The sequence below is a fragment of the Bacillus sp. FSL H7-0578 genome, from assembly GCF_038630855.1.
Lineage (GTDB): Bacteria > Bacillota > Bacilli > Bacillales > Bacillaceae > Bacillus > Bacillus safensis.
The window spans coordinates 1,511,835-1,532,319 of the sequence record NZ_CP152045.1 but is presented as its reverse complement, the minus strand read 5'-3'; the positions used below and the strand labels follow the sequence as shown (position 1 = coordinate 1,532,319).

Below are 20,485 nucleotides of genomic sequence, written 5' to 3'. Positions count from 1 at the left end.
CACCTATCTAACAGGCAATCATTAAAAATTCTTTATGATGAACATCATTATAAACACGAAAAACAAAGTGTAAACTTAAATCCTCACTATTATTAAATATTCCGATGTCTTTTGTCAAACGATATTTTTATGAGAGTTCAGTATATTGAACGCTGTGGAAGGAGAATTCCTCTAAAATATCCTTTGTGGAATGAACAAGCTTTGCCCCCTGCTGAATGAGTCTTGCCGGACCTGTGGAATTAGAATCAAAGATGGATCCGGCAACCGCAAATACTTCTTTGCCTTGCTCAAGTGCTTGATAGGCTGTAATAAGAGAACCGCTCTTTTCTTTGCACTGAATCACGATGGTCCCTTTCGTCAATGCACTAATTAAACGATTTCTCATTGGAAAATGCCACTTTTCTGGTTTGACATAAGGCGGGTGCTCTGACAAAAGCAAATGATGTTCGCCCATGTATTGAGCCATTTGTGCATGTTCTTTTGGGTATACATGCTGAAAGCCGCCTGCTATAATGCCGATTGTTTTCCCTTTTTTCCTGATGCACTCTTTATGTGCCAGTCCATCGATTCCTTTAGCTAAACCACTGACAATCATCCACTCTTCCTTGACAAGCTCACCAACAATTTTCTTCACACATGCTTCTCCATAAGACGATGGAACTCGCGTGCCGACTACACCTAAACTTTTTTCTTCATTTAAATATGATACGTTTCCTTTTAGGAATAACACAGGGGGAGGATCATAAATATTTTTTAGTGTGCTGGGATATAAGGGTGATGTGATGGGAATCATGTGAATGTTTTGCTTTAAATAGGCTTGAACGATGTGTTGAAAAATGGGGAATTCATTTTCTTCAGCTTGTTTTAAGCGGGTAAAGTCGATCGTTTGTAATGCTCGATCCTGTTTAAAATGATGTGTTTCTTCATTTATATATAGTTCAGGATCGACTTTCCACCATTTTGTTAATAATGAGGGTGAGATGAGGCCTTTTAAGCGGTGAAAAATCATTCTTTCGGACACGTTGTACATACCATTCCTCCAGTTTAAGATAGAAAGAAGAAGACTTGTCAAAGAACAAGTCTTCTTGTGTCATTAATGCGTTTTACAAGCTTCGAAGAGATTCTTCTCTTTTAATACTTTAATCAACGTTTCTCCCATGACAGATGGTGTTTCTGCCACTTCAATTCCACATTCACGCATTGTTTTTACTTTTTCATCAGCTGTTCCTTTACCACCAGAAATAATAGCACCAGCATGTCCCATACGTTTTCCTGGAGGCGCCGTTTTACCGCCAATAAAGCCAACGACTGGTTTAGTCATATTTGCTTTTACCCATTCAGCTGCTTCTTCTTCAGCCGTACCGCCGATTTCACCGATCATTATTACAGCATGTGTTTCAGGGTCTTCATTGAATGCTTTTAAAACATCAATAAAGTTTGTCCCATTTACCGGGTCCCCCCCGATTCCTACAGCTGTCGATTGACCAACGCCAGCTTCTGAAAGCTGATGTACCGCTTCATATGTAAGCGTTCCAGAACGAGAAACAACACCCACATGACCTTTTTTATGAATGTAGCCAGGCATGATACCAATTTTACATTCTTCAGGTGTGATGACACCTGGGCAGTTTGGTCCAACTAGTCTTGTCTTTTTCCCTTCCATATACCGCTTCACTTTGACCATGTCAAGCACTGGAATATGTTCTGTGATACAAATGACGAGATCGACTTCTGCGTCAACAGCCTCTAAAATGGCATCTGCCGCAAATGGTGCTGGTACATAGATAACAGAAGCGTTCGCTCCAGTAGTCTGAACTGCTTCAGATACAGTATTAAATACAGGAACTCCTTCTACTTCAGTTCCACCTTTTCCAGGTGTGACACCGCCAACGATATTAGTTCCGTACTCAATCATTTGTTTTGTATGGAACAATGCGGTTGAACCGGTAATCCCCTGAACAATTACTCTCGTATTTTTATTAATAAATACACTCATTTAGGTTCCCTGCCTTTCTGCTCTACTTGACTAAAGATACAATCTTTTCTGCCCCGTCAGCCATAGACTCAGCAGAAGTGATATTTAAGCCTGAATCACTCAGGATTTTCTTCCCTAATTCAACGTTTGTTCCTTCAAGACGTACAACAAGTGGTAATGTTAAGCCGACTTGTTTCGTCGCTTCAACAACACCTTCTGCAATCACATCACATTTCATGATGCCGCCAAAAATGTTCACGAAAATCCCTTTGACATTTTGATCAGATAAAATGATTTTAAATGCTTCCGTTACTTTTTCAGCTGTTGCACCGCCGCCAACATCTAGGAAGTTTGCAGGGTCCCCGCCGTAATGCTTGATGATATCCATTGTAGACATCGCAAGACCTGCTCCATTGACCATACAGCCAATATTTCCATCTAAAGAAATGTAGCTTAAGTCATATTTAGATGCTTCAATTTCTTTTGGATCCTCTTCATCAAGGTCACGGTATTCTAATATATCTTTTTGTCTATATAAGGCATTGCTATCAAAGTTTAATTTTGCATCAAGTGCCATGACTTTTCCATCGCCTGTTACAACAAGTGGATTAATCTCAGCAATTGAACAATCTTTTTCAATAAACGCATTGTAAAGGCTTGTCATAAACTTAACAGCTTGGCCAACTAATTTTGTTGGAATATTAATTTTAAATGCCACTTCTCTCGCCTGATAGCCTTGCAGACCAATTGCTGGATCGATGACCACTTTGACGATTTTTTCTGGCGTTTTTTCTGCTACTTCTTCAATTTCAGTACCGCCTTCTTCAGATGCCATCAATACAATTCTTGATGTCGCTCTGTCCAAAACTAGTCCAACATAGTATTCCTTTTGAATATCGCAGCCTTCTTCAATAAGTAAGCGTTTTATTTCGCGCCCTTCAGGCCCTGTTTGATGTGTGACAAGTGTCTTGCCGAGCAATTCCTCTGCAAACCCTTTCACTTCATCTTTCGTTTTTGCAATTTTTACCCCGCCTGCTTTACCACGGCCGCCTGCATGAATCTGTGCTTTTACGACATATACAGAGCTCCCTAGCTCTTCTGATGCTTTCACTGCTTCATCAGGTGTAAATGCTACTTTACCATTTGGAACTGAAACCCCATATTTTCTTAGGATTTCTTTTCCTTGGTACTCATGGATATTCATTTCCCATCCTCCCAACATATGTAGAAACAAAAATTATAAAATAGACTGCGCTTTCATTTTAAAGAATAAAAAAGAGAATGTCTAGGGTTCTATGTAAAATCGTAAAATCCTTCTAAACATTCAAACTTTTATTTTATTAAAAATATAAATTTTTCAGCCAAATCATTTATTTTACCTTATTTTTTCATTTTTTGATCTAACCTGTAGATAAACGAAAAAATTTCTGCTACAGTATCGTATAACGCTTCAGGGATCTCCTCATCTAATGTTAAGTGGCGCATGAGTTCGACTAAATTACGGTCTTCCTGGATTGGGACTCCCGACTTTTTTGCTTCTTCAATAATATGATCTGCCACATAGCCGCTGCCTGTTGCAACGACTTTTGGCGCTTTTTGTTTTTCTTCATCGTAATGCAGAGCGACCGCTCTTCTAAGCGGTTTTGAATCCTTCATACTCGTAAGTCCAGCCCTTTCTCGCTGATTTTATGAAAGTGTTCATCTAGAAATTGAGACGGATCTACTGGCTCTTGTCTCTTTTTTGCTGTAATTCCCGTTAAACTGTATCCTAGCGCATTTAAATTCTCTCGAACAGCCGGAATCATTGGATTAATGGTGCCTTGCAGTTCATGGGCTGTCTCGACTGTAATGGACATGACCTTTTGCTGAATCGTACAGTCTATCAAGGTTTCTTCAAGGTTTTCCATGTTTAAATAAAACATGAGGCGGCACTGAGAAATATCAATAGAGCCATCCTTTTTCTTATGTCCTTTTAGAATAAAGGTTAAATCTTGAACACTATGTTTTGAGAAAAGCGGATAGGAAATCATCATTTGACTGACGGTTTGGTTCTCCTGCTGCACAAATAACTGTCCATTCAATCTATGAAACAATTGATCCACTTCTTTTTTAACGGGCTCTGGTAAATCCGCCTGCCTCACATCATTTAAGGTGAGCTTTAATTGGTGCAGCTCCTGACTTTTGACATCCTGGCTGCCTTTTTCAAGCAGTTTCAGCATACCAATTTCATCACGTACACCTATTGCCTTTTTCATCGTCATAAGTAAATCGAGCACATCGGTTTTATTACTTAATGTTGGTTCTGTCTGCTGCACTACCTGGGCCAAAGCTTTTGCCTCTGCTTTTGACAGGAAGGGAAACTCTTTTTGAAGCACAGCTGCTTTTGCGTCAGGCTGAGATCCTGCCTGCTGGAGCCCGTGCAGCAATGCTGTGAGCTGTTTTAAGTTAGGTTCTTGCTGCCCGTCTGCACCTTGTTTCATCAAACTTGCCAGTATCCGCTCAATTTGCTGATGCGGGATTTGCAGCTCTTCTTTTGGACTTGTTGACTGCTGCACGTTTGTCTGAGGAACTTGGGACGGCTGACGCTCTTGAACGATTGCGGCATGGCTATTTTCTTTTTGCTGAGAAGGATTGAGCTGAGTCGTTACTGGTGAATTGCCACCTTGCTTCGCCTCGCCTTCTCTCGCTGCTAGAAGGACCGATAAGAGCTTTTCTGCATGGACGGCTGTCTCTGCATCTACAACTGACCGAACGGCTTGTATAAGGGTCTGTGTGGCATCTGTGTGCTTCGGAAGCTGTGTTAATTGATTTAATAGCGCTGTTATATCCTGATGAAGGGCAGAGGGTGATTTTACGGCTAAAATAGATTGAAGCACCCCTTGCTGGATCGGTAAATCTTTCTTTAAAGCAAAGAGGAGGGCCTGGAGCCCTTTCTTCACATCAGCTCCTTGAAGCTGTTCGATCCACTTCACTGCCGTTTTTAACTCTCCTTCGTTGATGACGGACTTTTCCTTTAAAAAAGCTGTAGCTGTCAGCATGTTTTCAAGCCCATTTTTCAGTGAGAGACCTTCTAATAGTTTGGCTGCTGCATCCTTTAATGTCTTAGGATCTTGATCAAATTGCTGAACGGGTCTTAGTTTATTGAGGCTGCCTCCACCCTCTTGTTCAAATTGGAACCAATAAAATGCGTCTGCTTTAAGCTGAGCCGCCAGCTGTGCTTTTATTTTCGTTGAACCTATTTGAACAAGGGCTGTATCATCTCCAAGCATTTTTAGTACTTTACCGAGAATCAGCCGATGAACATTATCCTTCCCTTCGGTGTTTAATGGAACCGATTCGGCCGTATTCAGCCGGCTATTCAGTGCTGTATGTATGTCCTCAACTCTTGTCATCACAGGCAGCCTCCTTAGATTAAAATTTATGATATAACAGATTTCACCGGCGCAAACGATAACCGGTGGATGGGGGTAGCACCATGTGTTTGAATCGCAGCCAGGTGCTCTTTCGTTCCGTACCCTTTATGTTTTTCAAATTGATACTCAGGATACTTACGCCCGTACTCTTCCATCATCTGATCCCTTGTCACCTTCGCAATACATGCACCTGCTGCAATGGATGCACTTTTTGCATCTCCTTTGATGATCTTCTCTTGGTGAGTAGAAAGCGGGAGTGTCATGGCATCTATGAGTAGATAATCAGGTGTATGAGTTAACTGCTCTACAGCTCTTACCATCGCCAGTCTTGATGCTTCATAAATATTGATTTCATCAATCGTAGCCGCATGAACAATGCCGATTCCGATATCAAGTGCTTCTTTTTGAATTAAATCATAATAAGCCAATCTTTTTTTCTCAGATAATTGCTTTGAGTCGTTTAAACCGAGCAGGACTGTATTTTCCTTTAATATAACGGCTGCTGCCACAACTGGGCCGGCAAGCGGTCCTCTTCCTGCTTCATCTATTCCAGCAATACATGTGTATCCCTGCGCCTTTGCTTTGTTTTCAAATTGCAGCATGTCATCCCATGCCGCGCGAAGTGCTTGCTGCTTTTCTCTATCTTTGTGCCACTTTTCTATCAGTTTTTGGACACTTTTTCTCGTATCATCTTTCACAAGCTCTCGAATGTAGGACTCGTCGCCTGCATGCTTTTCTATAAGTTCTTTTATTTGTTTCACCGTGTACATAGGCTTTTTCGCAGCCTCCTTCTTTATATCGGCAGTTTTTCGCAAAAAATAAAGACCCGCATGAGCTGCGTGTCTTTTAGCTTTCAGGCTTCTCAAAAGTGAGGGGACCAAATTTTTCTGTTCGAATATCCCGAATAATGATTTCGGTGGTTTTATCATAGTTTATGAATCCCCCGCTCATTAGACAGCCTCGCTTAGTGCCAATTGCATCAAACAGCTCAACCGTATCTTCAGGTATCTCCGCTAGGTCATAGCGTTTTTTTAATCGCTCTGGGTAGTTCTCTTCTAGAAAACGAAGTGCATACACAGCGACATCCTGTAAATTGATGATCGAATCTTTGATCGCTCCAGTCACCGCAAGTCTGAGTCCTACTTGCTCATCTTCAAACTTCGGCCAGAGGATTCCAGGGGTATCGAGCAGTTCTAGTTCTTTCCCTACCTTTACCCATTGCTGTGATGTCGTAATCCCAGGCCGGTCTCCTGTTTTGGCAATGTTCTTTTTTGCTAAACGATTGATTAAGGTCGATTTGCCGACGTTGGGAATTCCGATAATCAGTGCTCGAATGGCACGTGGTTTGACGCCTTTTGCTTTCATGCGGTCGAATTTTTCTTTTAAAATTTCTTTTGAAGTCGTGATGATCTGATTTAACCCTTGTCCATCGACAGAGTTAATGGCAAGTGACCGAACGCCTTGCTGCTCAAAATGCGCCTGCCACTCCTTTGTCATACGAGGATCTGCTTTATCTGCTTTGTTTAAGAGCATGATTTTGGGTTTGTTTTGAAGGATTTCTTCGATCATTGGGTTTCTAGAGGACATCGGAATTCTTGCATCGGTTAATTCAAATACGATGTCGATGAGCTTTAATTTTTCTGTGACTTCACGTCTTGCTTTTGCCATATGGCCTGGAAACCATTGAATCGTCATATGTGCACCTTCTTTCTTCTACCATTATCTTTATACATTGTACAAAAAAAGAGCCTGTTACAGGTAACAAGCTCTTTCCTTTGATATCATTATCGTCTGATTTCTTTGATACGAGCCGCTTTACCGCGAAGTTCACGTAGGTAGTAAAGTTTCGCACGACGTACCTTACCGTGACGTACCACTTCGATCTTAGCGATTTTTGGTGTGTGTACAGGGAATGTACGCTCAACGCCTACACCGTAAGAGATCTTACGAACTGTGAAAGTTTCGCTGATTCCACCACCACGACGCTTAATTACAACACCTTCAAAGATCTGGATACGCTCACGAGTACCCTCGACAACTTTAACGTGTACACGTAAAGTGTCACCAGGACGGAACGCAGGAAGATCAGTGCGTAATTGTTCTTTTGTGATTTCTTCAATCAAATGTTGCATCGTTTTCAACTCCTTCCAACAGATGCTCATGTCCTCTTTCTTCATTGCAGCGGAACATCGTTTTCAAACTTGGATCAGCAAGCCGTCCAAGTCACAAGTAGTATCATACCATACCTCTATGCCGTGTGCAATACAATCTAGTCATTATGAAGCTGCCAAAGCCATCTTTTTTCTTCATCCGTTAATGTTTTGCAAGAATCGATCAAATCTGGTCTTCTTGTATAGGTTCGCTTCAAGGATTCTTTGCGCCGCCACTCTTCAATTTTGGCATGATTTCCAGAGAGAAGCACATCCGGCACTTTTAGTCCTTTATAATCAGCTGGCCTTGTATAGTGCGGGTGCTCAAGCAGACCTGTACTGAATGAATCTTCGATGTGAGACGCTTCTTTTCCAAGCACATGAGGCAAAAGCCTGACAACACTGTCTGCAATCATCATCGCTGGCAGCTCTCCGCCTGTGAGGACGAAATCTCCGATTGAGATCTCATCTGTGACAAGATGCTCCCTGATGCGCTCATCGTAGCCTTCATAGTGGCCGCAAATGAACATAAGATGCTCTTCTTTTGCAAGTTCTTCTGCTTTCTTTTGTGTATACCTTTCCCCTTGAGGACAGACAAGAATGATTCGGGGTTTCGTGCTTGCTTTTTTCGTTAAATCTTCTACCGCATCAAATACGGGCTGCGCTTTCAGTACCATACCAGCACCGCCGCCATACGGATAGTCATCCACTGTTTTATGCTTATGATCCGAGTACTCTCTAAAATTGACGACTTGAAATGAGACAGCTTCTTTCTCCTGTGCTTTTTTTAAGATCGATGAGTGAAGTACACCTTCGAACATTTCAGGAAAAAGGGTTAAGAAATCGATTTTCATTCGTCAATAAGTCCTTCCATCACTTCAATGTGTACGGTTTTGGATGAGATATCGATCTTTTTGACGACAGATGGTATATATGGAATGAGGGCATCTTTTTTGCCTTTTCTTCCAACCACCCACACATCATTTGCCCCTGGCGTAAGGATTTCTTTGATTTGGCCGATCAGCTTGTCCTCTTCATCGTATACTTCACAGCCAATGATTTGGTGGAAATAAAATTCTCCTTCGTCTAATGACCCAAGATGTTCTTTTTCTACCTTTAAGATTGATTCTTTCAAATGCTCTGCTTCATTTAATGAGTTGATTTCTTCAAATGTGAGCAAATCAAACTGTTTGTGCTGGCGATGTGATGCGACAGTCACTTTCAGCGGCTCGCTTTGACCTTGCTTAAAAATATAGAGGACGCTTCCCTTTTTGTAGCGCTCTTCTGGGAAATCCGTCTTTGACACGACGCGTACTTCTCCGCGCACTCCGTGTGTATTGACGATCTTTCCAACATTCAACCATTCTAGCTCCATGTTCTCAATCACCCCTGACGTATTTCCACAATGGTGCCGTCTTTCACGACGATGACATTATCTTGCATCTTGTCATCCCATTTATCACCTATTTTTACTTCAACCAATGCATCCACTTCTGTTTCTTTCATTTCACTTCCAAGCGGCAAAATATGCAGCTGCTCTACTTGAAAATCAATTTGCCGGATCTTCTCTTGCCTTTTATCGATCGCTTTTTGAAATTGAGGGATGGCTTCTTGCTGATGTGGTTCTTTTTCATGTTTTTTTAGTTGAAAATATAGTTGATTGCATTCACGTTCTAGTCTTTCTTTTTTCTCCAAAAAAGTCGTTAACAGTTTGTCCTTACTGCTTTCAGTTAATACTTGCATCACGGTGACATGTTGAATGATCTGCATCTTCCTTTTTGTCCCCCTATCCGAAGGCATTTGTCCTCTACAGTATAACGAAAAATAGATTTAAACGTGTAAAAAAAGGGGAGGTCCTAAGCCCTCTCCCTTTTTAGTCAGCAATCTCAAGTTGAACTTTCTTAGAAGACTCTGCACTTGCTGCAAAAATGACTGTTCGTATCGCTTTTGCTGTACGTCCCTGCTTTCCGATCACTTTTCCGGTATCTTCAGCATTGACAGACAGTGTGTAAATCACCTGTTCATCTTTTTCTAATGAAGATACGTGAATATCTTCTGGGAAATCAACAAGTGGCTCGACGATGGACACAATCAATTCTTCCAAGGACAGCTCATTCATTATTTGCTGTTTTTCGCATTATGAAATTTTTCAAGAATTCCTTGGCTTGAGAAAAGGTTGCGAACTGTATCAGATGGTTTCGCACCATTTTGAAGCCATTTAAGCGCTAATTCTTCGTTGATTTTCACCTCAGCTGGTGATACCACTGGGTTGTAAGTTCCAACTGTTTCGATGAAACGACCGTCACGTGGTGAACGAGAATCTGCTACAACAATACGATAGAAAGGAGATTTTTTTGCTCCCATACGTTTTAAACGAATTTTTACTGCCATTTTACTAGCACCTCCGAAAATATTTCAACAAGATAGTATATTAACAATGATAAAAGGGTTTGTAAAGTGTTTTTTCTTAACAACGGTTTTATCATGTATAACCAATTACATAAATGGTAATTTAAAGCCCTTTTTCTTTCCTTTGGACATGTTGGTCATTTGCTTCATCATCTTTTTCATTTCATCAAATTGCTTTAAAAGGCGATTGACTTCCTGTACAGATGTTCCGCTTCCCTTTGCAATCCGTTTTCTTCGGCTTGCATTGATGACCTCTGGCTGTTCTTTTTCCTTGGTCGTCATTGATTTAATGATCGCTTCGATGTGATTGAGCTGCTTTTCGTCCACTTGGACGTTTTTGAGCCCTTTCATTTTACCGGCTCCCGGCATCATTTGGATCAGTTCATCAAGTGGACCCATATTTCGAACTTGGCCAAGCTGCTCGAGGAAATCATCGAGCGTGAAGCTCATTGTCCGCATTTTTTGCTCAAGCTCTTTCGCTTTATCTTGGTCGACGTTTGCCTGTGCTTTTTCAATCAGCGTGAGCACATCTCCCATGCCAAGAATTCTTGATGCCATCCGCTCTGGATGGAATGGTTCAATTGCGTCAAGCTTTTCTCCTAGTGCAGCGAATTTAATCGGCGTATTGGTGACAGCTCGAATAGAAAGTGCTGCACCGCCTCTTGTATCACCATCTAGTTTTGTGAGAACGACACCTGTTAAACCAAGCTGTTCATTAAAGCTTTTTGCGACATTGACCGCATCTTGACCTGTCATAGAGTCAACAACTAGGAAAATTTCTTCTGGATTCGCTACTTCTTTTACTTTCTGAAGTTCATCCATTAATTCTTCATCGATATGAAGACGTCCTGCTGTATCTAAAATGACATAATCATGGTGTTCTTCTTTCGCTTTTTCAATTGCCTGTTTGGCAATTTCGACAGGGCTGACTTGATCACCTAATGAAAACACCGGCATATCAAGCTGTTTCCCGAGCGTTTGAAGCTGCTGGATCGCTGCTGGTCTGTAAATATCAGCAGCTACCATCATCGGCTTGCGATTATGTTTTTTGCGAAGTAAATTGGCAAGCTTCCCAGTTGTGGTTGTTTTACCTGCCCCTTGAAGACCAACCATCATAATGACGGTCGGAGATTTTTTCGCTACAGCGATCTTACTCTCTTCTCCGCCCATTAATTCAGTGAGTTCTTCTTTTACAACTTTAATGACCTGCTGTCCAGGGGTAAGGCTTTTCATGACCTCTTGTCCAACTGCCCGCTCACTTACTTTTTTCACAAAGTCTTTGACTACTTTAAAATTGACGTCAGCTTCAAGAAGGGCAAGGCGTACCTCGCGCATCATTTCTTTTACATCTTGCTCTGACACTTTTCCTTTGCCGCGGATTTTTGAAATCGTCTGCTGCAGTCGGTCGGCTAATCCTTCAAATGCCATACTGTGCCGCCTCCTAATCTAATTTCTCAAGCGATTCAATTAAAGCTTCTGCTTCTTCTGTTTGCGCAGAATCAGCTACAAGCTCTCTCATTTTTTTGAGAAGTTCTTTACGCTCTTTAAATTTCTTAAACAAGAGCAGCTTTTCTTCATATTGTTCAAGCATCGCTTCAGTCCGTTTAATATTATCATAAACAGCCTGCCTTGATACTTCATATTCATCCGCAATTTCACCGAGGGAAAAATCGTCTAGGTAGTAAAGCGACATGTAGCTCTTTTGCTTTGCGGTCAACAACGATTGATAGAAGTCAAACAAGTAGTTCATTCTCGTTGTTTTTTCAAGCGTCATGGGCTCTCTCCCCTTTGTTAAGTTCATTCCCTTTACATCAACTAAGTTTACACGGTTCTCTTCTGTGTGTCAAGTTTTTATCTTGTCACTTCATGAAGCGGCGTATAAATAAAAATGCCAGCAGTTTCGCCGGCATTTTTTTGTTAGTCTTGTTGATCAATTACGTCTGAGAATAATCCATACACATACGATTCTGCATCAAACTCTTGCAGATCGTCCACTTTTTCACCTAAACCGACAAGCTTTACAGGGATGTTCAGCTCATTTCGAATCGCTAGAACGATCCCGCCTTTTGCAGTTCCGTCAAGCTTTGTTAAAGCAATCCCTGTCACATTTGTCGCTTTAGAAAATTCCTTGGCTTGTGCCATCGCGTTTTGACCCGTTGTCGCATCAAGAGCGAGCAATACTTCATGAGGTGCATCTGGAACCTCGCGCTCAATGACTCTCTTGACCTTCTCCAGCTCTTTCATCAAGTTGACTTTGTTTTGAAGTCTTCCTGCTGTATCGCAGATGAGGACATCCGCATTTTTCGCTTTTGCTGATTGAACGGCATCATAGATCACCGCTGCTGGATCAGAGCCTGCTGTTTGTTTGACGACAGGGACACCTGAACGCTCTCCCCACACTTCAAGCTGCTCGATCGCACCGGCACGGAACGTATCACCTGCTGCTAAAATGACGGATTTCCCTTCATTTTTCAGCTTGTTTGCAAGCTTGCCGATCGTCGTTGTTTTTCCAACACCGTTGACGCCTACAAATAAAATGATATTCAAACGCCCGTCTTCAATATTCAGTGCAGAGATTTGTTCCTCTCCGCTATTGTAGATATCAACCAGTTTTTCAGAAATGACCGCTTGTACTTCGCTTGGGTCTTGAATGTTTCTTAATTTCACTTCTTTTTTCAGCTCATCAATCAGTTCCATCACAGTTGTGAAACCGACATCAGCTCCGATCAGAACCTCTTCCAGCTCTTCAAAAAAGTCTTCGTCGACTTTGCGGTAGCGGGAAATCAGTTCATTTACTTTTCCTTGGAAGGAGTTTCTCGTTTTTTCGAGTCCATCTTTAAACTTTTCTGATACTGAATCGGTTTGCTGCGTAAATTTTTCTTTTAATTTCTTAAAAAAGCTCATTGGTTCAAAAACCTCCTTTAATTACTGGACAAGCTCTTTCGTTTCTTCTAGTTTGACAGATACAAGCTTTGAAACACCTGATTCCTGCATGGTCACGCCGTAGAGCACATCGGCTTCTTCCATTGTTCCCTTGCGGTGCGTAATGACAATGAACTGTGTTTCCTGGCTGTATTTCTTTAAATATTGCGCAAAACGGAAAACATTTGCTTCATCAAGTGCCGCTTCTACCTCATCTAACACGCAGAATGGAACAGGTCTCACTTTTAAAATAGAGAATAGTAAAGCGATCGCTGTTAAGGCTCTCTCTCCGCCTGAAAGAAGGCTTAAGTTTTGCAGTTTTTTCCCTGGCGGCTGCGCGACAATATCAACGCCAGAGTTGAGTAAATCATTTGGATCTGTCAGCTTAAGATCTGCTCTTCCACCGCCAAATAATGCTTGGAAAACAGATTCAAAGTGACCGCGGATTTGAGAGAATGTCTCAGAGAAACGCTTTGTCATCTCTTGATCCATTTCTTCGATGACTTGGAATAATGTATTTTTCGCTTCTGTCAGATCATTTCGCTGTTCTGTTAAGAAGAGATAGCGTTCATTCACACGTTCATACTCGTCAATGCTGCCTAAGTTTACGGTTCCAAGCTCTTCAATGGCTAGTTTGATCAGCTTCACTCGTTTTCTTGCTTCATCTGGCGATAACGTCAATTGATACATCTCTTTTGCTCCTTCAAATGAAAGAGCATATTCATCGTTCAAATAAGCGATCAGGTTATCGAGCTCGACTTCCATACGGCCAAGCTTAATCTCTTCATCTTTTAAGCTTGTGGTGAGCTGCTTATACAAACGTTTTTGTTCTTTAAGCTCACGTTCAGCGAATTCTAATGTTTCAGAAAGAGCGAGGCGCTGCTTACGACGCTCTGAAATGAGGGCGGTTGTTTTGTTTTTGTTTTCCAGCTTCTCTTTCGCCGCTTCTTCCAGCTGTTCGGCTCCGCTTGAACTAGATGACATTTCACTTGTTAAGAGTGACAGATCTTCTTTTGTTTCCATCAGCGTCTGTTCAGCTTCTTCTAATTCAGCCATTAAGCTCGAAAGCTTTTCTTGTTCATTCGCTAAGGACTGCTCTTTTTTGGCAAGCGAGATTTTCAGCTCTGTTAATTCAGCTGAAATGGTTTCCTTCGTTGAGCTTTGCGTCTGCTTACGCTTTGTTAATGTATTGATCTCTTGATCAAGAGCCGTCAGTTTCTCACCTATAGAGGTTTCAAGAGCGACCTGCTTTTTGTCCTTATCCGCGAGTTCAGTAGAACGCTGCTGCAACTCTTCTTTTTCTTGATCATAGAGCTCAAGATGAGCATTGATATTTTTTTCTGCAACTTGCAGTTCGTATAGCTTCCCTTTGAGATCTTGCTGCTTTTCACGAAGCGTTTCGCCGCGCTGACGCAGTTCGTTTAATTGGCTTTCGTTAACTCCGATCAATTGCTTCGTTTCTTTTGTTTCTTTTTCAAGGATCGTTGTTTTCTCTTCCATTTCAACGAGCTGCTTTGTTAACGTTTCGATCTCCCGGTTTCTTGAAAGAAGAGAGTTGTTCTTTTTCTTTACGCCGCCACCAGTCATTGAACCGCCGGGGTTTACGACATCTCCATCAAGGGTCACGATGCGGTAACGATGTCCAAGCATTTTCGCCAGTTCATTGGCACCTTTTAAGTCTCTAACGATCAGCACAGTTCCAAGCAAGTTCTGAATCACCTTTTGATACTTTTCGTCAAAGGAAACGAGGTGACTCGCTACGCCGATAAATGCAGCATGCTGCTCTGCTGTTTGAACATCTCTGAGCTGAATGGTTCTGTCTTTGATCACGTTCATTGGAAGGAAGGTTGCACGTCCAAAGGAGTGCTGCTTTAAGTATCCAATCGCTTGTCTCGCAGCTGCTTCATTTTCTGTAACGACGTGCTGCGTGGCTGCACCCAGCGCAATTTCAATCGCTGTCTCATACTGCTGATCCGTTTGAATCAGCTCTGCAATGGCACCATGAATACCGCCTAACCGTTCTTTTGCCTTTAAGACCTCTTTCACTCCTTGGAAAAAGCCTGAGAAGTCTTCCTGCATGGATTCAAGCATCTCTTTTTTTGATTTTGCCTGCTGTACGTATTGATAGGCTTGGTAAAGAGCCGTTTCTTTTTTCTCGTATTGACGTCTCATTTGCTCAAGTTTTTGTTCTGCTTCTCTAAAGCGTTTGACTTGAGCCAGAATGTCTTCTTCCAGTGCTGAAAGCTGCTGCTCAGCTTCTGTTTTCTTTTCTTTAACAGACACTCGTTCTTCGATATGTTTTTGGTTATTTTGCGTCAGCCGCTCTAGCTGAATCGCCGCCTGGCGCTGCTGTTCTTCTAGTAATTTACGTTCATTACGGATGGAAGCCTGTTCATTGAGCAGATCAAAATAATCGCTTTTCAGCTGTTCAATTTGACCTTCCACATCTTCACTATGAAGCGACAGTTGATGCTGCTTTGTTTTCACTTCATCTTTTAGCTGGTGCACTTCTTTTTGCAGGCTGTCCCGCGTGATTTTCTGCTGCTCAATCTTTTCGGTTAACAGCGACTGCTTTTCAGTTAAACGAATGAGCGTTTCTTCAAGCTGTCCTTGGTTTGCGGCCGCATTTTTTTTCCGTTCTTTTAGCACTTCTTTTTTTCCTTCAAGCTTTTCTAATTCTTCACTTGTGAAAAGAAGAACTTCTTGCAGGTCATTAATTGATTCGTCAAGCGCTTGAATGCGGTCTCTCGACTCTTCAATTTTGGCTTCTTTTGCTTGGATATCTGTAGACTGCTTCATTTCATCTTGTTTGAAGCGCTCGACTGCTTCACCAAGTGTTGTCCATTTTTCATGAAGTGCTTCGATGTCATGGACAGTTAGGGCAATTTCGACATTTTCAAGCTCTTCTTTTTTTTGCAAATAGTCCTTTGCAATGGATGCTTGCATTCTTAATGGCTCTACTTGATCTTCTAGTTCATGCAGAATATCTTCTACTCGGTTTAAGTTGTCCTGCGTTTCAAACAGTTTGTTTTCGGCTTTTTTCTTTCTTGTTTTATATTTTAAAACGCCAGCCGCTTCTTCAAAAATACTTCTTCTCTCTTCTGCCTTGCTTGATAGAATTTCCTCTACCTTTCCTTGGCTGATGATTGAAAAAGCTTCCTTTCCAAGACCTGAATCCATGAAAAGATCAATAATATCCTTTAAGCGGACAGATTGATTGTTTATGAGAAATTCACTTTCTCCTGAGCGATAGACCCTTCTTGTCACACTGACTTCGTGAAAATCAATCGGTAAAAAATGATCTTCGTTATCTAACGTTAAAGTCACCTCTGCTAGATTGACTCTTTTTCTTGAGTCACTTCCTGCAAAAATGATATCTTCCATTTTTCCTCCGCGGAGGCTTTTCGCTGATTGTTCTCCAAGTACCCAGCGGATGGCATCGGTAATATTACTTTTGCCGCTTCCGTTTGGTCCAACAACAGCTGTGACCCCTTTAACAAAGTCCACGGTCACTCGCTGTGCAAATGATTTGAATCCTATCACGTCTAAACGTTTGAGGAACATGAGAGTGATCCTCCTTATGTATTTAAAGTACTATCATCTTACCATATGAAGTGAAAAAAGATGATGGAAAACAGAGTGAAATCCCCCTGAATAACGAGGGGGATTTTATTGGTTCATATGATGTTTCTGCAATTTAGCAAGTGCTTCCTGTGCAGCGTGCTGTTCTGCTTCTTTTTTAGAGCGTCCATTTCCAATTCCGAGCACTTCACCTCGAAGGGATACATTTGCTTCAAATTCCCGGTTATGTGCAGGCCCTTTTTCATGCAGGATACGGTATTCAAGCACACCTTTTCCATCGCGCTGTACAAATTCTTGCAGCTGGCTTTTAAAGTCCATGACGTGCGAGAATGCTCCATCGTTAATTTTCGGATAGACGTACGCTTCTAGGAACCTTTCAACCGGCTCAAGCCCTTGATCTAAATAAAGTGCACCGATAAACGCCTCGAATACGTCCGCTAAGAGTGCTGGGCGTTTTCTGCCGCCTGTCATTTCTTCGCCTTTTCCTAAAAGAACAAGGTCTCCGAAGGACAGCTCGTGTGCTAGTGATACAAGTGACGGTTCACATACGATCGCCGCTCTTAGTTTCGTTAAATCTCCCTCGCTCATCGCTGGATATTTTGCAAATAAGAATTGAGAGATGGTCAATTCTAAAACAGCATCTCCTAAAAATTCAAGTCTTTCATTATCCTCGTATGGCTTTTTCCGGTGTTCATTCACATAAGAGGAATGGGTAAAGGCTTGATATAGAAGCTTTTCATTTTTAAAGTGTACAGAAATGCGCTGCTGGAATTCTCTAAATTGCTCTAGTTTTTTGCTCTGTTTCTGTTTGTCTTTATATTGTTTTGGCATAGCAACCTCCAGGTAGGCGTAATCGCCTTTAAGGATACTGATTATATGGAGTCTCTCTTTCTACATGCAGGGAAACATTGCTCCCAGCATCTGAAAAAGGCTGACAATTGATCAGCTGAATGTGTTGAAACTAACATAAATTTTCAAAGTCCCGTCGAAAGTAGACGGGACTTTGTTACGCTTATTGCTGGCTATTTATGTAGTTCACAGCGTCACCGACTGTTGCAATTTTTTCAGCATCTTCGTCAGAAATTTCCATATCGAACTCATCTTCAAGTTCCATAACTAGCTCAACTACATCAAGGGAATCAGCGCCTAAATCTTCTTTAAATGAAGCTTCCATTTTCACGTCAGCCTCATCAACGCCAAGGCGGTCTACAATAATTTTTGATACACGCTCTAATACGTCTGCCATTGCCTTTCACCTCCCCTCAAAGTATTATAGTTGAATTGTTTTTAAAAAACTAGAGAAAACCTAATGAAATTTTGATATTTCTTAGGACATGACCATTCCGCCATCTACTTGGATGGTTTGGCCTGTAATATAACCTGCTCCTTCTGAAGCTAAAAAGACAACGACGTTGCTAATATCTTCAGGTGCACCAAAGCGTGCGAGCGGAATTTGCTTGAGCATTTCCGTCTGTACATTTTCATCAAGCTTGTCTGTCATATCTGTTGAAATAAAGCCTGGTGCTACTGCATTAACAGTAATATGACGGGTTGCCAGCTCTTTTGCTGTTGTTTTCGTTAATCCGATGACACCAGCCTTTGCTGCAACATAGTTTGCTTGTCCAGGGTTTCCACACACACCAACGACTGAAGCCAAATTGATGATTCTTCCGCTTCTTTGCTTCATCATTTGACGTGTCACGGCTTTTGTACAGTTAAAGACACCTTTTAAGTTTATGTTAATGACATCATCCCATTCATTCTCTTTCATTCTCATGAGCAGGTTGTCCTTTGTGATCCCTGCATTATTCACAAGAATGTCAATTGAACCAAAGGTATCAATTGCTTGTTTCATCATGGCTTGTACTTCTTCAGCATTTGAGACATCAGCTTTCACAGCAAATGCCTGCTGGCCGAGTGCTTTGATTTCATCTACAACTTCATTTGCTTTTGCTTCGTTTCCAGAATAGTTCACGACAACATTTGCACCACTTTTCGCTAGATCGATCGCGATGGAACGGCCAATCCCGCGTGATGCTCCTGTTACAACGGCTGTTTTATTTGTAAGCATCAAGAATCCCCCTTGAGTGTTTGAATGGCTGCTTCAATTGTTTCTTGATCTGAAACGGAAATCGTCGTCAGGCGGCGATTCACTTTTTTCACAAGACCTGAAAGCACTTTGCCAGGACCAATTTCAATAAATGTTGTGACGCCTAAATCAATAAGGCGTTCCACACTTTCTTCAAAACGAACTGGAGAATACAGTTGTTCAATGAGCTTTGTCTCAATTTCATCACGAGAAGTCACGATGTCTGCTGTTACGTTTGAGATGACCGGAGTTTTGGCATCCGCAATATCCAGCTTTGACAAAACATCTGTAAATTTTTCAGCGGCTGGTTTCATTAATGCAGAATGGAAAGGTCCGCTTACTTCAAGGGCAATTGCACGTTTTGCGCCTTTTTCTTTCGCTTTCTCTGAAGCAAGTTCTACTCCTTTTGCTGTACCAGAGATCACGATTTGACCAGGACAGTTTAAGTTAGCGAGCTCTACAAGGTGACCGCTCTCTGTCACTTCTTTTGTCACTTCTTCAAGTGCCGCTTTGTCTAAGCCAAGAATTGCTGCCATAGCGCCTTCTCCTGCTGGAACAGCTTCATTCATTAATTCTCCGCGCTTTCTGACTGCATAAACAGCATCTTTAAACGAAAGTGCGCCTGCTGCAACGAGGGCAGTGTATTCACCAAGGCTGTGTCCTGCTGCATAATCTGCTTTGATTCCGCTCTCTTCAAATTTCTTTAAGATGGCGATACTTGTCGTTAAAAGAGCTGGCTGCGCGTTAAAGGTGAGCGTCAGTTCTTCTGCATCCCCTTCAAAAATCATAGAAGATAAATCAAACCCGAGGGTATTGTCTGCTTCTTCAAAAACAGCTTTAGATACTGCTTCTTGGTCAAATAAATCTTTTCCCATGCCAATTTTTTGAGAGCCTTGGCCTGGGAATAAAAATGCAATTTTAGTCATGCTGCTTTACCTCCAATTAAGACTCTTTCGTCGTTTCTTTTTGGACTTCTTGATGAATGATAGCTGAAACATCTTTTTCTACAATATCACGCGCCTGACGAATTGCATGGAAAATGGCATTTTCATCAGAGGAGCCGTGCGCTTTAATAACAGGTGCCTTTAAACCAAATAAAGCAGCACCGCCATATTCAGAGTAATCCATTTTAGATTTCATCTGCATTAATTTCGGCTTCATCATGCCTGCTGCTATTTTTGCTGTGAAGCTTGATGTTAAGGTTTCTTTCAGCATTTTAAAAACAGAAAGGGCTGTGCCTTCAATTGTTTTAAGCGCAATATTTCCTGTGAAACCATCTGTGACAACAACGTCAGCAACACCTTCTAATAAGTCACGGGACTCTACATTTCCTACGAAATTCAAGTCGGAAGCTTTTAATAATTCAAAGGTTTTTTTCGTTAAATCGTTGCCTTTTTTATCTTCTGTTCCTACATTTAACAGTCCAACACGCGGATTGCTCTTTGGGAAAACACGCTCTGCGTAGATGGATCCCATCATGGCATATTGCACGAGATGTTCTGGTTTAGCATCAACGTTGGCACCAACATCTAGTAATAAGAAGCCGCTGCCATCCAGTGTTGGCAAAGTTGGGGCAAGGGCTGGTCTGTCAATACCGTCAATTCTGCCTACGATAAACAGTCCCGCTGTCATGAGGGCGCCAGTATTTCCTGCTGAGATGCAGGCATCTGCTCGTCCTTCAGATACTTCCTGCGCCATTTTCACCATAGATGAATCCTTTTTACGTCTGACTGCACGCACTGGTTCATCCGTCGGTTCAATGACTTCTTTTGCATCTAAAATTGTGATGCGGTCGTTGTTTGTTATGTATGGTTTGATTTTGTTTTCATCGCCGACAAGTGTAATCTCGATATCTGAAAATGCTGTTAAGCTTTTTTGCACACCGTCAATAATGGCTTTAGGGGCATGATCTCCCCCCATTGCATCGACTGCAATTCTCATATTA

General features: G+C 41.8%; 22 protein-coding genes. All 22 read right to left on the bottom strand.

The genetic code is table 11. The features are described 5' to 3' along the window. Positions 1 to 127 precede the first annotated feature (127 nt). Positions 128 to 1,030, bottom strand: a complete 903-nt coding sequence (gene dprA, locus MHB41_RS07805; protein WP_025092576.1) for a DNA-processing protein DprA — start codon at positions 1,028 to 1,030, stop codon at positions 128 to 130. A 63-nt stretch (positions 1,031 to 1,093) separates the two neighbouring features. Then, on the bottom strand, positions 1,094 to 1,996 hold the full coding sequence (gene sucD, locus MHB41_RS07800; protein ID WP_007499624.1) for a succinate--CoA ligase subunit alpha: 903 nt from the start codon (positions 1,994 to 1,996) through the stop codon (positions 1,094 to 1,096). Positions 1,997 to 2,018: 22 nt separating this feature from the next. Further along, positions 2,019 to 3,179: an ADP-forming succinate--CoA ligase subunit beta gene (gene sucC, locus MHB41_RS07795; protein WP_024426972.1), complete on the bottom strand. Its 1,161-nt coding sequence runs from the start codon at positions 3,177 to 3,179 to the stop codon at positions 2,019 to 2,021. Positions 3,180 to 3,355: 176 nt separating this feature from the next. Then, the gene (locus MHB41_RS07790; RefSeq protein ID WP_003211418.1) at positions 3,356 to 3,631 is read right to left on the bottom strand and encodes a FlhB-like flagellar biosynthesis protein; all 276 of its coding nucleotides are present in this window, start codon (positions 3,629 to 3,631) and stop codon (positions 3,356 to 3,358) included. Then, entirely contained in the window at positions 3,628 to 5,367 is a 1,740-nt protein-coding gene (locus MHB41_RS07785; RefSeq protein ID WP_340900370.1) for a glycosyltransferase, read from the bottom strand. Before MHB41_RS07785 ends, MHB41_RS07790 begins: the two co-directional genes overlap by 4 nt. A 26-nt stretch (positions 5,368 to 5,393) precedes the next feature. After that, positions 5,394 to 6,158 (bottom strand): ribonuclease HII, encoded by a 765-nt coding sequence (locus MHB41_RS07780; RefSeq protein WP_340900371.1) that lies wholly within the window; start codon positions 6,156 to 6,158, stop codon positions 5,394 to 5,396. 76 nt (positions 6,159 to 6,234) lie between these two features. After that, positions 6,235 to 7,083 (bottom strand): ribosome biogenesis GTPase YlqF, encoded by an 849-nt coding sequence (gene ylqF / locus MHB41_RS07775; RefSeq protein ID WP_024424188.1) that lies wholly within the window; start codon positions 7,081 to 7,083, stop codon positions 6,235 to 6,237. Positions 7,084 to 7,172: 89 nt separating this feature from the next. Further along, on the bottom strand, positions 7,173 to 7,520 hold the full coding sequence (gene rplS, locus MHB41_RS07770; protein ID WP_008354510.1) for a 50S ribosomal protein L19: 348 nt from the start codon (positions 7,518 to 7,520) through the stop codon (positions 7,173 to 7,175). A 137-nt stretch (positions 7,521 to 7,657) separates the two neighbouring features. Continuing rightward, positions 7,658 to 8,392, bottom strand: coding sequence for a tRNA (guanosine(37)-N1)-methyltransferase TrmD (trmD, locus tag MHB41_RS07765; RefSeq protein ID WP_024424189.1), 735 nt, complete (start codon positions 8,390 to 8,392; stop codon positions 7,658 to 7,660). After that, positions 8,389 to 8,913 carry a ribosome maturation factor RimM gene (gene rimM, locus MHB41_RS07760; RefSeq protein ID WP_024424190.1) on the bottom strand — a complete coding sequence of 175 codons (525 nt, stop codon included), beginning with the start codon at positions 8,911 to 8,913 and terminating at the stop codon, positions 8,389 to 8,391. Before rimM ends, trmD begins: the two co-directional genes overlap by 4 nt. An 8-nt stretch (positions 8,914 to 8,921) precedes the next feature. Next, positions 8,922 to 9,308 carry a YlqD family protein gene (locus tag MHB41_RS07755; RefSeq protein ID WP_024424191.1) on the bottom strand — a complete coding sequence of 129 codons (387 nt, stop codon included), beginning with the start codon at positions 9,306 to 9,308 and terminating at the stop codon, positions 8,922 to 8,924. 103 nt (positions 9,309 to 9,411) lie between these two features. Then, on the bottom strand, positions 9,412 to 9,657 hold the full coding sequence (locus MHB41_RS07750; protein ID WP_024424192.1) for a KH domain-containing protein: 246 nt from the start codon (positions 9,655 to 9,657) through the stop codon (positions 9,412 to 9,414). Then, positions 9,657 to 9,929 (bottom strand): 30S ribosomal protein S16, encoded by a 273-nt coding sequence (gene rpsP / locus MHB41_RS07745; RefSeq protein ID WP_008344841.1) that lies wholly within the window; start codon positions 9,927 to 9,929, stop codon positions 9,657 to 9,659. The genes MHB41_RS07750 and rpsP overlap by 1 nt, the downstream gene beginning before the upstream one ends. Positions 9,930 to 10,034: 105 nt before the next feature. Beyond that, positions 10,035 to 11,375, bottom strand: coding sequence for a signal recognition particle protein (ffh, locus tag MHB41_RS07740; protein WP_024424193.1), 1,341 nt, complete (start codon positions 11,373 to 11,375; stop codon positions 10,035 to 10,037). 13 nt (positions 11,376 to 11,388) lie between these two features. Continuing rightward, positions 11,389 to 11,721: a putative DNA-binding protein gene (locus MHB41_RS07735; RefSeq protein WP_012009935.1), complete on the bottom strand. Its 333-nt coding sequence runs from the start codon at positions 11,719 to 11,721 to the stop codon at positions 11,389 to 11,391. Positions 11,722 to 11,864: 143 nt separating this feature from the next. Continuing rightward, positions 11,865 to 12,851 (bottom strand): signal recognition particle-docking protein FtsY, encoded by a 987-nt coding sequence (ftsY, locus tag MHB41_RS07730; protein ID WP_024424194.1) that lies wholly within the window; start codon positions 12,849 to 12,851, stop codon positions 11,865 to 11,867. 21 nt (positions 12,852 to 12,872) lie between these two features. Continuing rightward, the gene (gene smc / locus MHB41_RS07725; protein ID WP_340900373.1) at positions 12,873 to 16,433 is read right to left on the bottom strand and encodes a chromosome segregation protein SMC; all 3,561 of its coding nucleotides are present in this window, start codon (positions 16,431 to 16,433) and stop codon (positions 12,873 to 12,875) included. A gap of 105 nt (positions 16,434 to 16,538) precedes the next feature. Further along, a complete protein-coding gene (rnc, locus tag MHB41_RS07720) occupies positions 16,539 to 17,282 on the bottom strand; it encodes a ribonuclease III (RefSeq protein ID WP_008344850.1) in 744 nt (247 codons plus the stop codon). Between the two features lie 181 nt (positions 17,283 to 17,463). Next, positions 17,464 to 17,697 carry an acyl carrier protein gene (gene acpP, locus MHB41_RS07715; RefSeq protein WP_003212028.1) on the bottom strand — a complete coding sequence of 78 codons (234 nt, stop codon included), beginning with the start codon at positions 17,695 to 17,697 and terminating at the stop codon, positions 17,464 to 17,466. A gap of 81 nt (positions 17,698 to 17,778) precedes the next feature. Continuing rightward, positions 17,779 to 18,522, bottom strand: a complete 744-nt coding sequence (gene fabG, locus MHB41_RS07710; RefSeq protein ID WP_024424196.1) for a 3-oxoacyl-[acyl-carrier-protein] reductase — start codon at positions 18,520 to 18,522, stop codon at positions 17,779 to 17,781. Then, positions 18,522 to 19,466, bottom strand: coding sequence for an ACP S-malonyltransferase (gene fabD / locus MHB41_RS07705; RefSeq protein WP_024424197.1), 945 nt, complete (start codon positions 19,464 to 19,466; stop codon positions 18,522 to 18,524). Before fabD ends, fabG begins: the two co-directional genes overlap by 1 nt. A 16-nt stretch (positions 19,467 to 19,482) precedes the next feature. Continuing rightward, complete coding sequence (gene plsX / locus MHB41_RS07700; RefSeq protein WP_024426965.1) at positions 19,483 to 20,481, bottom strand: phosphate acyltransferase PlsX; 999 nt, start codon at positions 20,479 to 20,481, stop codon at positions 19,483 to 19,485. Positions 20,482 to 20,485: the final 4 nt, after the last annotated feature.

Bases quoted from the DNA above. Each gene is read 5' to 3' on its own strand.
- trmD (WP_024424189.1), bottom strand. From the start codon at position 8,392: ATGAAAATCGATTTCTTAACCCTTTTTCCTGAAATGTTCGAAGGTGTA.
- sucD (WP_007499624.1), bottom strand. From the start codon at position 1,996: ATGAGTGTATTTATTAATAAAAATACGAGAGTAATTGTTCAGGGGATT.
- dprA (WP_025092576.1), bottom strand. From the start codon at position 1,030: ATGTACAACGTGTCCGAAAGAATGATTTTTCACCGCTTAAAAGGCCTC.
- plsX (WP_024426965.1), bottom strand. From the start codon at position 20,481: ATGAGAATTGCAGTCGATGCAATGGGGGGAGATCATGCCCCTAAAGCC.
- ftsY (WP_024424194.1), bottom strand. From the start codon at position 12,851: ATGAGCTTTTTTAAGAAATTAAAAGAAAAATTTACGCAGCAAACCGAT.
- MHB41_RS07735 (WP_012009935.1), bottom strand. From the start codon at position 11,721: ATGACGCTTGAAAAAACAACGAGAATGAACTACTTGTTTGACTTCTAT.
- rimM (WP_024424190.1), bottom strand. From the start codon at position 8,913: ATGGAGCTAGAATGGTTGAATGTTGGAAAGATCGTCAATACACACGGA.
- rplS (WP_008354510.1), bottom strand. From the start codon at position 7,520: ATGCAACATTTGATTGAAGAAATCACAAAAGAACAATTACGCACTGAT.
- rpsP (WP_008344841.1), bottom strand. From the start codon at position 9,929: ATGGCAGTAAAAATTCGTTTAAAACGTATGGGAGCAAAAAAATCTCCT.
- MHB41_RS07790 (WP_003211418.1), bottom strand. From the start codon at position 3,631: ATGAAGGATTCAAAACCGCTTAGAAGAGCGGTCGCTCTGCATTACGAT.
- MHB41_RS07785 (WP_340900370.1), bottom strand. From the start codon at position 5,367: ATGACAAGAGTTGAGGACATACATACAGCACTGAATAGCCGGCTGAAT.
- fabD (WP_024424197.1), bottom strand. From the start codon at position 19,466: ATGACTAAAATTGCATTTTTATTCCCAGGCCAAGGCTCTCAAAAAATT.
- MHB41_RS07750 (WP_024424192.1), bottom strand. From the start codon at position 9,657: ATGAATGAGCTGTCCTTGGAAGAATTGATTGTGTCCATCGTCGAGCCA.
- ylqF (WP_024424188.1), bottom strand. From the start codon at position 7,083: ATGACGATTCAATGGTTTCCAGGCCATATGGCAAAAGCAAGACGTGAA.
- fabG (WP_024424196.1), bottom strand. From the start codon at position 18,522: ATGCTTACAAATAAAACAGCCGTTGTAACAGGAGCATCACGCGGGATT.
- ffh (WP_024424193.1), bottom strand. From the start codon at position 11,375: ATGGCATTTGAAGGATTAGCCGACCGACTGCAGCAGACGATTTCAAAA.
- rnc (WP_008344850.1), bottom strand. From the start codon at position 17,282: ATGCCAAAACAATATAAAGACAAACAGAAACAGAGCAAAAAACTAGAG.
- MHB41_RS07780 (WP_340900371.1), bottom strand. From the start codon at position 6,158: ATGTACACGGTGAAACAAATAAAAGAACTTATAGAAAAGCATGCAGGC.
- MHB41_RS07755 (WP_024424191.1), bottom strand. From the start codon at position 9,308: ATGCAGATCATTCAACATGTCACCGTGATGCAAGTATTAACTGAAAGC.
- sucC (WP_024426972.1), bottom strand. From the start codon at position 3,179: ATGAATATCCATGAGTACCAAGGAAAAGAAATCCTAAGAAAATATGGG.
- acpP (WP_003212028.1), bottom strand. From the start codon at position 17,697: ATGGCAGACGTATTAGAGCGTGTATCAAAAATTATTGTAGACCGCCTT.
- smc (WP_340900373.1), bottom strand. From the start codon at position 16,433: ATGTTCCTCAAACGTTTAGACGTGATAGGATTCAAATCATTTGCACAG.